The sequence below is a fragment of the uncultured Sulfitobacter sp. genome (assembly GCF_947502895.1).
In the GTDB taxonomy this organism is placed as follows: Bacteria; Pseudomonadota; Alphaproteobacteria; order Rhodobacterales; family Rhodobacteraceae; genus Sulfitobacter.
In genome coordinates, this window is the sequence record NZ_CANNBM010000001.1 from 822165 (window position 1) to 834276 (window position 12112).

Consider the following 12112-nt stretch of genomic DNA (forward strand, 5'->3'; position numbering starts at 1 on the left):
ATGGTAGATATCACATTCGCCACTTCCGCCCAGCGCGATGAGGTCGAGGCGTTTATGCATGCGGCATTCCCCCGCGCGAAATGGGGGGCCGATGGATGGACACGATTACTGGCAAACCGCTGGGGCGGGCCACAGGGCGAATTTGCCGTAACCGCGCGAGATGGTGACACGCTGGTAGGTGTAATGGGCATGAACGACAGCTTGCGCCATACGCCGCGCGGCCTCCGGCGCTACCGCAATCTGACGTCTTGGTACGTACTGAAAACCCACCGTGGTATGGGGCTGGGCGAAGCCTTGATGCACAAGGCGATGGCAGATCCCGAAGTCACTTCTACCAACCTCACCAGCGCCAGGGCTGCTTTGCCGTTGGTGGACAGGATCGGGTTCAAAGTACTCGATGCGCAGCGGCGGGTCTGGCGCAGCACAGAAGGCAACGTATTGCCACACAGCTTTGACCCATTGGCAGAGGCGGTGATGAACCCTGCGGATACACAGGTTTTGCGCGATCACGCCGACCTCAACCTCAGGCCCGTTGTGATCGAAACACCGGACGGGCCGCTGACGCTGGTTCTATCAGTCAAACAAAAACGCGATGAATATGTCACCCATGAGGTGTTGTATGTGGGCCAGCCTGATCTGCTGGCACGTTATGCCCAAGCAGTTGCAGATACGCTGTTGCCATATCAAGCGGCTGTGTTGAGCGTTGACAGCCGCCTGATCAAAGATGCGCAAAACGGTGTGGTCGAGGATATCGAAGTGCCAAGGTTCTACAAAGGCACCAGCATGTACCCTTCCGAGATTGACCACATGTATTCCGAGATCGTCCTGATGGACATGAAGCTATACTAGAGCGGCCTCAGACGTGGGCGCGCAGATAGGTTGCTATCTCGTCCTTTAGTCCCAGTCGTTCGCGGCGCATCCGTGTCATGTTGTCATCGCTTGTCGGCTCTACATCTGTCTCGGCGCGGTGGATCGCGCGGTTGAGCGTGTGATAGCTGTCAGACAATTTGACAAAGTGGGCATCATTCTGTCGCAACTCGGCCATTTGCGCCATCTGATCGGGAAATTCCTCGGCAAGTTCGTGCGGGGTATGTGACATTCATTTTCCTTTCTGGGATTTGCGGTGTTCGGGGTGTAGCGAGGACGCGAGGATGTGCTGCGATTGCTGCAACAACGCCTCGGCCTGATGAAAAATCTTGGGATCAGGGGCACGGGCGACATCTGTGTCTTTTTCGGGATAATCCAACTGTGAGAGAAAGTGCCGCATACAGGTCAGGCGCGCGCGCTTTTTGTCATTCGAGCGGATAACCGTCCAAGGGGCATCTGCCGTATCTGTATAGAAAAACATTGCCTCCTTCGCCTCGGTATAGTCGTCCCATTTATCAAGACTGGCGCGGTCGATGGGAGAGAGTTTCCAGCGTTTGAGCGGATCAGTTTCACGCGAGGAAAATCGCTGCTTTTGCTCCTCTTGAGTGACCGAGAACCAGTATTTGAACAAACGGATGCCGCTGCGCGTCAACATCTGTTCAAAATCAGGGGTCTGGCGCATGAATTCAAGGTATTCGGCAGGCTCGCAAAATCCCATCACCCGCTCCACACCCGCGCGGTTGTACCACGAGCGGTCATAGAGGACCATTTCACCGGACGTTGGCAGGTGTTTGATATAGCGCTGGAAATACCACTGTCCGCGCTCTTCGTCGGTGGGCTTGTTCAAGGCGACAACGCGAACCGCGCGAGGGTTGAGATGCTCGGTAAAGCGTTTGATAGTCCCGCCCTTCCCCGCCGCATCGCGCCCCTCAAACAGCAAAACGAACTTTTGATCTGTCTCTTGGACCCAATGCTGCACCTTCAGCAATTCTACCTGCAGTGCGGCCTTTTCAGCCTCATAGGCCTTGCGCGACAAACGTGTCTTGTAAGGATATTCACCTTGTTCAAAACCCGTGATTTGCGTGCTTCGGATGTGCTTGCCCTGATCGTTTTTTGCCCCAGCCATACCAACCCTCTCTGATGCCGTTTTGGTTGGGTCCAAATATAGACGTTGGGGACAAATCTGCTTTGACATGAATCAAACATCGCAAAGGTCACTCGGCCCTTGATCCGTTTGTGCGCAACGCCTATACGGCACCCAGTCTGGGCCGCAAAAGCGATTCCGGACCCGTTTGCTGTCGCAAACATCCAAAAGCAAAGACGATGCTACCTCCGGTGGGCTGTGCGCAGACCCGTTAGTACAGACCGAAGCTCTGGGATCATATCAAAACTTCGTGGCATACCACGAGCATCATAGGAGACGCATCAGATGAACCTGATTGCACAGATCGAGGCGGAACATATCGCCGAACTCGCCAAGGAAATCCCCGATTTCCGCGCAGGCGACACCATCCGCGTTGGCTTTAAAGTCACCGAGGGTACGCGCACACGTGTACAGAACTATGAAGGTGTTTGCATCAGCCGCAAGCACGGCAAAGGCATCGCCGGCGCATTCACTGTTCGCAAAATCTCATTCGGCGAAGGTGTGGAGCGTGTATTCCCGCTGCACTCCACAAATATCGATAGCATCACCGTGGTCCGCCGCGGCCGCGTGCGTCGCGCCAAGCTGTATTACCTGCGTTCGCGCCGTGGTAAATCCGCGCGTATCGTCGAGAATGCACACTACAAAGCACCCAAGGGGTAAGTCACATGAAAACCGATACACATCCCGAATACCACACGATCAACGTCAAGATGACCGACGGCACGATCCTGGAAATGAAATCCACATGGGGCAAGGAAGGCGACCAGCTGTCGCTTGATATCGACCCGACTGTACACCCCGCATGGACAGGCGCCTCTGGCCGCCTGATGGACACCGGTGGCCGCGTGTCCAAGTTCAAGAACAAGTACGCAGGTCTGGGCTTCTAAGCCATTCCCACGCGGTACACGTATCAGGCGCATCTCTACAAAGAGGTGCGCCTTTTGCGTTCCGGAGGAATGTGCGTTCGTGCAGCGTCCGAAGAATGCAGCATGCAACCCTATCGCGCTTTAGACCAAACATCATTTGTTCCCCGACATCATCGAGGAGTGCCACGTGCGCAGACTTGGTATTGAGATCGAAAACAACACCACCACACCGATGGAAGATGTGGTCGAGTTACATAGTTTCGTTTTTGGCCGAAGCGAACGGGAAGCCTTTGAGAAAACGTGCGAAATACATTCTAAAGGCCATGGGTTAGTGGCGATATTTCCGGAAGCTCAACTGCCAACAATTCAGAAGCGGTTAGATCTGTTCATCGAGGACATGAACGAACCTGTCGTGTTCCAGATTGTACAAAACCCTTCTGATGATGCTTCTCTCTATGTCGATTTTGACAGCTTGCAGGATTGGGACAGGTATCAAAATACGAAATCTATACCCACGCGTGAGGCAAGTCCGTTTTTATCGCTGGTCCTGTTTCCTGTCGTTGCTTTGATTGTAATCTATGTCTTCTTTCTCCAACGGTAATCTATATTTCAGTCGCGATAATGGTTCAAAAATCTAATTTTCAGTCAAAGCTGCCTGACCCTGCGATTGGGCAAAGCTATGTACTCCGACGCAAGGTTTCTGCTTGTGCGGTGCTTCGAACAAAGGATGGCGTTGGATTGGTTGAAGAGGATGGAACAGTCGCTAATGTGAGGCGGATCTTCTTTGCCTCAATGGTGCGTCATGAAACTTAAACTATGCGTACTCCTGTTCATCGTGGCTGCGGCGCATCCCGCAGCGTCACAGCCAAACACACCGGCGCTCAGGATCACCGAAATGTTCTTTGAAAGATGCGTTGCGCCGCTTTTGGCCGAGGGTACAATCATTACTGACGGATTGGAGCGGTTGCCGCATAAGACAGCGGTTTCATTGGTGCCAAATTCCCAAGGCAAAGTTTGGATGGCAAAAGACGCGCATGTAAGCCTTTCAGCGATAACTGACAAAACAGATACATTTGATGGGTGCAGTACGTCTTGGCACTCCAGCGCTGCGGTTGGTCGGAAAATAGACAAACAGTATGTCATCGCAGCGTTTGACCGCTGGGCCGATCAGGTAATTCAGAATGGGGATTTTATCGGCGTGAACGAGTGTGGAGAGCGCAGCACAAAATTCACCAGAGTTCTGGAGAGCACGGTCGAAAGACACTTGCCCGTAAGGGTGGTTGTTTCCACAATCGACGAGCTGGATTTTGTCTACCTCGTCGCAGCCGAAATTCCCAATTCAAAGCCGCGACAGCCCTGCGAATAAAGAGATCTGCCCAACGCACACCGCACCGTGTTGTTGAAGGCATGTGACCGCATTTACACCCGACGTTTTATCCCAAAAGCTCCGCCAGCAGCGGATGGGGAAAGTTGCGCGGGGCAGTGATGGCGTAGAAGGTTTCGGTCAGTTCCAGATCGAAGGGTGCAGTGGCGAGACGGCCTGACGCGATCTCGTCTGCCAGCACGACGTCAGGGGCTAGCGCCACGCCTGCGTCCTCACGGGCCAGCAGGCGGACCATCGCCATGTCGTCCGCCTCTGCTACGATCTCAGGTTTGATACCCAGCCGCGCGATGAGACTGTCAAACCCCATGCGAATGGCCCCCATTGGCAGGATCAATGGCTCATTGCTTAGCAAATCGAACAGCGTTTTGTGATGCAAACGGTGCGCGGCGCCGTGCAGGCCCACGCGCTGGGATGCGATGCGGTGGGTGGTGAAACCGCCCGCACTGCCGCTCTGCGGTGGCTCGGTTGTCAGCACCACGTCAAGACCCAGCGCACCGAGCGTTTCCAGCAACTCGGGCCCGCCGGAGCGCAGGATCACTTCATAGCCACCACGCGCCAGAACAGGCCGCAAAAACTGCATCTGAAAATTGCGCGACAGCGTCGAAAGCGCGCCGACGCGAAAGGGCGGCAATATGGTCGAAGTTTGCGCCAGCGTCGCCTCAAGCTCGGCCCCCGTAGCAAAAATACGATCAGCGTGGTCAAGGGCTATGCGCCCCACCTCGGTCAACACCAACTGCCGACCCACACGGTCAAACAACGCCTGGCCCAGCCGCGCTTCCAAGGCCTTGATCTGCGTGGACAGGGCAGATTGTGACAGGTTCAGCTTTTCGGCTGCGCGGGTCAGGTTGCCCTCATGCGCCACCGCCGAGAAGTACCGTAGATGGTGATAATTAAGCATGACGCCTCCTTCGTTCCAAATAATAGAACGATAGCGATTAAAAGATATATTTTTTTATCTTAACCATACCCGTCATACCCGCCCGAACAGACTTAACACCAAAGGGTTTCACCATGGACATGATCTCGGACGTTGTCGTGACAATCATCAGCCAGCTACAAAAGCCGACGCTGGCGTTCCTCTTGGGCGGCATGATGCTGGCAGCATTGGGCAGTAAATTAGCGGTCCCAGAGCCGGTTTACAAATTCGTGGTTATGCTGCTCTTGCTCAAAGTCGGGCTGGGGGCGGGCATTTCGATCCGTGAGGCTGATCTGATCGCCCTCGCTGTGCCTGCTGTCTGTGCAATCGTTGCGGGCATTGCAATCGTGGTTCTGGGCAGTAGCACATTGGCGCGGTGGCGCGGTGTATCAAAGATAGACGGCTACGCCACGGCGGGCTTGTTCGGGGCTGTCTCCGCTTCGACCCTTGCGGCGGCAATGGCGATGCTGGACGCTGAAGGTATTGCCTATGAGGGGTTCATTGCTGCCCTCTACCCTTTCATGGACATCGCGGCCCTTGTCACAGCAATTGTGCTGGCAAAGATGTCGGCAGCGCGCAGTGCCGAGACAGCCGCCGCGGCTCTGCCACAGAACGGTGTGGCAACAATGACAATGGATGGGTTGGCCTCTGGTCTGCCTAAACGCCCGAGGCCCAGTGATAAACAGCCCGCACCCCATGGCCTTGTCGGTACGATCCTGACCGATACGGTACAAAGTGCAGCAATTTCTGCGCTGTTGCTTGGCATCGCCATCGGTGTTCTGGGCCGTCCAGAGAGCGTCTACGAAAGCTTTTACGAGCCGCTGTTTCGCGGGCTTCTGTCAATCCTTATGCTGGTTATGGGGATGGAGGCATGGGCGCGCCTGTCAGAGCTGCGCAAAGTGGCTCATGCCTACGTTCTCTATGGTCTGACTGGGCCACTGGTACATGGTCTGATCGGGTTTGGCCTTGGCATGGTAGCGCATCAGATCACAGAGTTCTCTGCGGGAGGTGTTGTGTTGCTGGCAATCATGGCGGCGTCCAGTTCGGATATTTCCGGCCCGCCCACTATGCGCGGCGCTCTGCCCGAAGCGAATGCATCAGCCTACGTCGGTGCCTCAACCGGCCTCGGTACGCCTGTCGCGATCCTGAGTATTCCACTGTGGATCTGGCTGGCGGAAATTTTCATCGGTCTGTAGGCACTGATTCATCCGTGACCCTTACGCCCCACTGCACACGCAATGGGGCGTAAGGCGCTTTTCAAAGACCCTAACCCTACATATAGTGCGAAAAACAACATCCTGCGGACACCGCAGACATGGCAAAAAGGGCATCGGGCATGGCGCATATTATCGTCGTCGGAAACGAAAAAGGCGGCGCGGGCAAATCAACTGTTTCGATGCATGTGGCCACCGCGCTGGCGCGCATGGGCCACAAGGTCAGCGCGCTGGATCTTGATTTGCGGCAGCGCACGTTCGGGCGGTATTCAGACAATCGCAAATCCTTTCTCAAGGAAGCGGGACTGGACTTGCCAAGCCCCACCTGCCACGAACTACCAGAGGTCAACGCCAGTGATCTGGGACCGGGCGAAAACGTCTATGACCATCGCCTGTCCGCAGCAGTGGCCGAGCTTGAGCCCAACAACGATTTCATTCTCATCGACTGCCCCGGCTCGCACACGCGGCTGAGCCAAGTCGCGCACAGCCTTGCTGATACGCTGGTCACACCGCTGAACGACAGCTTCATCGACTTTGATCTACTGGCCCACACCGATGCTTCGGGTGACAAGATCACAGGCCCCTCGGTCTATTCCGAAATGGTCTGGAACGCCCGACAGTTGCGCGCACAGGCAGGCCTGCCCCCGATCGACTGGGTCGTCGTGCGCAACCGCATGGGTGCACAGCGCATGGTCAACAAAGACAAGATGGAGCGCGCGATCCAGAACCTGAGCAAACGTATCGGTTTTCGCATTGCCCCCGGTTTCAACGAGCGGGTGATCTTTCGCGAGCTGTTTCCGCGCGGCCTGACGCTGCTTGATCTTAAGGACATTGGTGTCAAACAGCTGAATATCTCGAACATTGCCGCGCGACAGGAATTGCGCGACCTGATCAAGGCCCTGAAACTACCCGGCGTTGATGCAGATTTTTGAGCGGACCTTCTGATTTGCACGGTGAGCTTCCCAGCAGTATTGCTGTGCCAAAGACCCTGCTGCGCGATCCTGCGGCTTTTGGAGGTCACAAACAGGGTGATCTGCTGATCGGTGCACCCGTCATACGCAGCGGTAAGCTTACTGGTCTGGACACCGTTGCGTCATCACAACCTGCGCCTATCGTCATCCCGCCTTTGACAGAACCGCATTGCCATCTGGACAAATGCTATACCATCGGGCGGCTTGGCCCCGTTGCGGGTGATCTGGCAACAGCGATTGCCGCGCAATACAACGATAAAGTCAATTGGACCGCACAAGACATCCGCGCGCGCGCATCACGCGGATTGAGCGAAGCACAGGAAGCAGGAGTGACAACCCTGCGCAGCCATGTCGATTGGGGTGACGGTATTTTACCACCACTCTCTTGGCACATCCTGCGTGAGATCGCCCAAGAGACCCCGCAAGTTACCCTCCAACTCAGCCCGCTGACGGGTGTTGACCGTATGGCTGATCGCGCATTCACGGCGCAACTGGCGCAAGCAGCTGCACAGGCCAAAGGTGCCTTGGGCGCCTTTGTACAAAATCATACCCATATGCACGATGGCATCAGGATGATGTTTGAGGCCGCGCAAAAGCACGCTCTGCCGCTGGATTTTCATGTTGATGAAGGGCTGGCCGATTTGAATGGTCTGGAAATGGTTGCCGATCTCGCCCTTGAGACAGGCTTTGACGGGCCGATCCTGTGTGGTCATGCTGTCAGCCTGATGAACCGTGACGAAGGTGCATTTGCGCGCATCGCGGACAAGCTGGCACGGGCAGGAATCACGGTCTGCGCGCTGCCGACAACGAACCTCTACCTTCAGGACCGCCGCACTGGTACGCCTGACCGGCGTGGAATAACACGTTTGCGCGAATTGCGCGCGGCAGGGGTAAGCGTGCTTGTCGGATCGGACAATGTAGCAGATGCATTCTGCCCGATGGGACAGTTTGATCCTATGGCAGCCTTGCATCTGGCCGCACTTGCTGCGCACCTCGACCCGCCGATGGCCCACTGGCTGGACATGATCACAACGGATGCAAGACGCGCGTTGGGTTTCGACCCGCAATACATCGAAGATACACCACTCGATCACTTATTGATCAGTGTCGCCACCGACTGTGAAGCCCTGGTGGCAGGGAGAAACCCGCTGCGCCCGATGCAATCATTGCTGACCTGATCCTGCGCGGACACATCCACCAAGATATATGTGAAAATTCTCTGTTTGTTGCGGGAGGGCTGTTGGCAGTTCGCGGCGGCAGATCAGCGCCAGACTGGTCCGGCAGCGACCCAAACAGACCAGAAATGTCGCTGACAGCTCATGAACCGGCATCTAGGGTCTATCTTGCGGAATGACCCCAAAGAATACACGGTGCGATCTGCAGTTTGTGATGTGCAGCAAAGGCCCGTCAGGGTTGACGCGCCAATAATATCCCTCAATCATAAGTCCACCGCGTTTGGGAACTGCATTTGTGCGCAGTGACCAGCGGAAAAGCAGGACAAACCTGCGATCACCAGAGCCCATAGCGGGTCTTTCGTGGCGGTGTGCCAAACTGCACATAGCCATTGTACAACAGAGAGGAAGAACATGACATTCACCACACGCACCGGCAAGCCGCTGCCGCAGTCCATTCTGGACAGCGCCGAGCAGGCCAAAGCCGATCCGGTCAACCGTCGCGAGTTTTTGGCAATGGCCAGCGCATTTGGCGCAACCACTGCGACTGCCTACGCAATGATCGGCCTGCCAACGCCCGCCGTTGCAGATGGCCACGGCAACAAAAAAATGGGCGGCACCGTACGGATGCAGCAAGAAGTGCGTGCCCTCAAAGATCCGCGTACCTACGACTGGTCACAGATCGCGAACTTCTCCCGCGGCTGGCTGGAGTATCTGGCGATCTACGAAAACGATGGTACCTTCTCTCCCGCGCTGCTGGAAAGCTGGGAAATCAACGATGACGCAACCGTCTATACGCTGAATGTCCGCAAGGGCGTGAAGTGGAACAATGGCGACGATTTCACTGCCGAAGATGTTGCACGCAACATCGAAGGCTGGTGCGACAAGTCCCTTGAAGGCAACTCCATGGCGGGCCGCTTTGCGACCCTTATCGACGCGGATTCCGGTAAAGCGGGTGAAGGCGTGATCGAAATCGTCGACAGCCACACTGTTAAACTGAACCTGCCAGCATCCGACATTACGCTGATCGCAGGTATGGCCGATTATCCTGCCGCGATTGTGCACAGCTCGTTTGATGCCAACGCCATGACGGAAAACCCGATTGGAACAGGCGCTTATCTGCCAGAATCCCTCGAAGTGGGCGTAAAGGCCGTCTTGGTCAAAAACCCGGATCACACATGGTGGGGCACCGAAGTGTATGGCGGCCCCTACATCGACCGTCTGGAGTATATCGACTACGGCACAGACCCTTCCGCATGGATTGCCGCAGCAGAAGCCGAGGAAGTGGATGCGTTCTATTCCATGGAAGGTGAATTCATCGACATTATGTCAGGCCTTGACGGCTGGGTCGAAAACTCAATTGCCACTGCGGCGACAATCGTGATCCGCCCGAACCAGTTGGCCGAAGTTGACGGCAAGCGCCCCTATGAAGACGTACGGGTGCGCAAGGCCCTGACAATGGCTGTAGACAACAGCGTTCTGCTGGAGCTGGGTTACGCTGGCAAAGGTCTGGTCGCGGCGAACCACCACGTTGGTCCGATGCACCCCGAGTTTGCGGAAATTCCTGCCCGCAAGGTCGACCCAGCTGGCGCAAAGGCGCTGATGGAAGAAGCTGGCATGGCTGATTTCGAGCACGAGTTGTTCTCGATTGATGATGCGTGGCGCAAGGACACGACAGACGCCGTTGCCGCACAGCTGCGCGATGCCGGTATCAAGGTAAAGCGGACAATCCTGCCCGGCTCCACGTTCTGGAACGACTGGACGAAGTACTCCTTCTCCTCCACCAACTGGAACCACCGCCCTCTGGGCGTGCAGATTTGGGCGCTTGCCTATCGTTCCGGAGAAGCATGGAATGAATTCGGCTGGTCCAACGCCGATTTCGACGCGCTGCTGACTGAAGCACTGGCAACCGCCGATGTGGAGAAACGCCGTGCACTGATGGCCAAAGGCCAGCAGATGATTCAGGACGAAGGTGTGACGATCCAGCCGTATTGGCGTTCGCTCTACAACCACACCAAAGAGGGCCTGACAGGTGCCGAGCACCACATCAGCTTTGAATACCACCCTGCACGTATGGCGTGGAGCTAACCCTCCTCACCACATGTTAACGGTGAAATACTCAAAAGGGCCGCGTATAACGCGGCCCTTTCTTTGTTCTGAGTATTATAATTTGACGCACCAGCTTTTCGCTGCTTCTGCCGACTACATATCAGGTTTCTTCACAAATTTTTCTGTGACAATCAACGACACAAGGTCTTGCAGCGAACGCGTTGCACTGCGGCCAGCTGTATCGATCTGCGCTTCTGCCCGTGCGTACAGCGGCTCACGCTTATCCATCAGTGACTTAATCTGCGCGACAGCAAGTGGTTGATCCTTGATCGGCTCCAGATGGCCCTGCGCGCGCACACGCTCGACGTGCTCGGCGGGGCTGGTGCGCAGCCATATGGTGTGAAACCGCTCCAGCAGCCGTGCAAAGGGCGCTTCTTGCTCGACCAAACCGCCAGAGACAGACATGAGCACCGGACCCGTACGTTTGATCACCTGCTCCAGCGCCTCGGCCTCCAGCCTGCGGTAACCATCCGCACCATAGAGCGACAGCACCTCGGAAAGCGGCATACCCGTTTCGTCCTCGATCATGGTACTCAATTCAACAAAGGGCAGGCCAAGCGCATCGGCAGCAGCTTTGCCCAAGGTCGTCTTGCCCGCGCCGCGCAAGCCCATGAGGCAAATGCGCCCCGTGCGCGGATTGCCCTGCACCTGCGACCCTAGCAGCGCCTTGATCTGGGCGCGCACATCGTCCGAGGCCCCCTCATACAAACGTGCGATCCGCTGCGCTTCGGAATCAACGGTGATCTTTCGGGCGATCAACGCCTCGATCGGAACGTCAAGCGCGCGCGCAACCCGTTCAAGAAGAGCGATGGATATGTTCCCCTCACCCGCTTCAAGCTGGGCAAGATAGCGCGGCGATACACCGGAAAGCTCCGATACAACGCGGCGGGGCAAACCCTTTTGCTTGCGTACTTCGCGGACGCGGCGGGCCAGCCTGCTGATCAGCGCATGGCGGGAGGTATCCGTACTCAGAGGCGTGTCAGAATTTTTCATAATAGAAAGATAGTGCATGTCACCCAACCACCCAACTATTTTTGGCTATATCTCAATGGAATGCGCAATTTGTCGCAGGTAGATACCGCCGCCAGATGCGGCAAATAACGCTAATCTCTCTGCATGCCAATCCACTCACCACTGTAATCAGGCAACTGAAACATCACCATTTCAAGCAGTTTATAGCGATGTGCAAGCAGATCGGTACCAACCCATGACATTGTTAACAAACATATTTATCTCATCGCTTGTTTCAATCTACTACCTTGCAAAGAATGTCCCGCCTCCCGTCCAATCAACACCTGCACAAATCAGGTCTCTATCTGTATCGTCGAATGAGAAATGCACCGGATAAACATTTAAAGTTCGCAAGATTACACGGACGGTGATCCGCATAACGCCTACGTGCAGCACTATAGTGCGGAAAAACACGGCGCAGAAAGTATATTTGGCTGATTCAAATTGCGGGGCTTTCA

Annotated in this window: 13 protein-coding genes; 9 read left to right on the plus strand and 4 right to left on the minus strand. The window is 55.8% G+C overall.

Annotated elements, in window-relative coordinates:
- Complete coding sequence (locus Q0903_RS04190) at positions 1-849, plus strand: GNAT family N-acetyltransferase (protein ID WP_299413095.1); 849 nt, start codon at positions 1-3, stop codon at positions 847-849.
- A gap of 7 nt (positions 850-856) precedes the next feature.
- On the opposite strand, the gene Q0903_RS04195 is transcribed toward Q0903_RS04190, so the two are convergent.
- Positions 857-1099 carry a YdcH family protein gene (locus Q0903_RS04195; protein ID WP_299413097.1) on the minus strand — a complete coding sequence of 81 codons (243 nt, stop codon included), beginning with the start codon at positions 1097-1099 and terminating at the stop codon, positions 857-859.
- On the minus strand, positions 1100-1993 hold the full coding sequence (gene ppk2, locus Q0903_RS04200; protein WP_299025500.1) for a polyphosphate kinase 2: 894 nt from the start codon (positions 1991-1993) through the stop codon (positions 1100-1102).
- 303 nt (positions 1994-2296) lie between these two features.
- On the opposite strand from ppk2, the gene rplS reads away from it, so the two are divergent.
- From rplS to Q0903_RS04220, 4 genes are all read left to right on the plus strand, one after another.
- Positions 2297-2671 carry a 50S ribosomal protein L19 gene (gene rplS, locus Q0903_RS04205; RefSeq protein WP_299025503.1) on the plus strand — a complete coding sequence of 125 codons (375 nt, stop codon included), beginning with the start codon at positions 2297-2299 and terminating at the stop codon, positions 2669-2671.
- A 5-nt stretch (positions 2672-2676) separates the two neighbouring features.
- Positions 2677-2898, plus strand: a complete 222-nt coding sequence (gene rpmE, locus Q0903_RS04210) for a 50S ribosomal protein L31 (RefSeq protein ID WP_299025506.1) — start codon at positions 2677-2679, stop codon at positions 2896-2898.
- 166 nt (positions 2899-3064) lie between these two features.
- A complete protein-coding gene (locus tag Q0903_RS04215) occupies positions 3065-3478 on the plus strand; it encodes an ATP-dependent Clp protease adaptor ClpS (protein ID WP_299413101.1) in 414 nt (137 codons plus the stop codon).
- A gap of 201 nt (positions 3479-3679) precedes the next feature.
- A complete protein-coding gene (locus Q0903_RS04220; RefSeq protein ID WP_299413104.1) occupies positions 3680-4243 on the plus strand; it encodes a hypothetical protein in 564 nt (187 codons plus the stop codon).
- A 67-nt stretch (positions 4244-4310) separates the two neighbouring features.
- Here the strand turns inward: Q0903_RS04220 and Q0903_RS04225 are convergent, their stop codons facing one another.
- On the minus strand, positions 4311-5159 hold the full coding sequence (locus Q0903_RS04225; protein WP_299413107.1) for a LysR family transcriptional regulator: 849 nt from the start codon (positions 5157-5159) through the stop codon (positions 4311-4313).
- A gap of 113 nt (positions 5160-5272) precedes the next feature.
- Between Q0903_RS04225 and Q0903_RS04230 the strand changes: the two genes are divergently transcribed.
- The 4 genes from Q0903_RS04230 to Q0903_RS04245 all read left to right on the plus strand — a co-directional run bounded on the left by Q0903_RS04230 (position 5273) and on the right by Q0903_RS04245 (position 10622).
- The gene (locus tag Q0903_RS04230) at positions 5273-6373 is read left to right on the plus strand and encodes a sodium-dependent bicarbonate transport family permease (RefSeq protein ID WP_299413110.1); all 1101 of its coding nucleotides are present in this window, start codon (positions 5273-5275) and stop codon (positions 6371-6373) included.
- A 140-nt stretch (positions 6374-6513) separates the two neighbouring features.
- Entirely contained in the window at positions 6514-7323 is an 810-nt protein-coding gene (locus Q0903_RS04235; protein WP_299025521.1) for a division plane positioning ATPase MipZ, read from the plus strand.
- Positions 7324-7367: 44 nt separating this feature from the next.
- Entirely contained in the window at positions 7368-8540 is a 1173-nt protein-coding gene (locus Q0903_RS04240) for an amidohydrolase family protein (protein ID WP_299413114.1), read from the plus strand.
- 408 nt (positions 8541-8948) lie between these two features.
- On the plus strand, positions 8949-10622 hold the full coding sequence (locus tag Q0903_RS04245; protein ID WP_299413117.1) for an ABC transporter substrate-binding protein: 1674 nt from the start codon (positions 8949-8951) through the stop codon (positions 10620-10622).
- Between the two features lie 114 nt (positions 10623-10736).
- Here the strand turns inward: Q0903_RS04245 and Q0903_RS04250 are convergent, their stop codons facing one another.
- Positions 10737-11654, minus strand: a complete 918-nt coding sequence (locus Q0903_RS04250; RefSeq protein ID WP_299413120.1) for a helix-turn-helix transcriptional regulator — start codon at positions 11652-11654, stop codon at positions 10737-10739.
- Between the last annotated feature and the right edge of the window lie 458 nt (positions 11655-12112).

Bases quoted from the DNA above. Each gene is read 5' to 3' on its own strand.
- Q0903_RS04225 (WP_299413107.1), bottom strand. From the start codon at position 5,159: ATGCTTAATTATCACCATCTACGGTACTTCTCGGCGGTGGCGCATGAG.
- rplS (WP_299025503.1), top strand. From the start codon at position 2,297: ATGAACCTGATTGCACAGATCGAGGCGGAACATATCGCCGAACTCGCC.
- Q0903_RS04220 (WP_299413104.1), top strand. From the start codon at position 3,680: ATGAAACTTAAACTATGCGTACTCCTGTTCATCGTGGCTGCGGCGCAT.
- Q0903_RS04190 (WP_299413095.1), top strand. From the start codon at position 1: ATGGTAGATATCACATTCGCCACTTCCGCCCAGCGCGATGAGGTCGAG.
- Q0903_RS04230 (WP_299413110.1), top strand. From the start codon at position 5,273: ATGGACATGATCTCGGACGTTGTCGTGACAATCATCAGCCAGCTACAA.
- rpmE (WP_299025506.1), top strand. From the start codon at position 2,677: ATGAAAACCGATACACATCCCGAATACCACACGATCAACGTCAAGATG.
- Q0903_RS04245 (WP_299413117.1), top strand. From the start codon at position 8,949: ATGACATTCACCACACGCACCGGCAAGCCGCTGCCGCAGTCCATTCTG.
- ppk2 (WP_299025500.1), bottom strand. From the start codon at position 1,993: ATGGCTGGGGCAAAAAACGATCAGGGCAAGCACATCCGAAGCACGCAA.
- Q0903_RS04195 (WP_299413097.1), bottom strand. From the start codon at position 1,099: ATGTCACATACCCCGCACGAACTTGCCGAGGAATTTCCCGATCAGATG.
- Q0903_RS04235 (WP_299025521.1), top strand. From the start codon at position 6,514: ATGGCGCATATTATCGTCGTCGGAAACGAAAAAGGCGGCGCGGGCAAA.
- Q0903_RS04250 (WP_299413120.1), bottom strand. From the start codon at position 11,654: ATGCACTATCTTTCTATTATGAAAAATTCTGACACGCCTCTGAGTACG.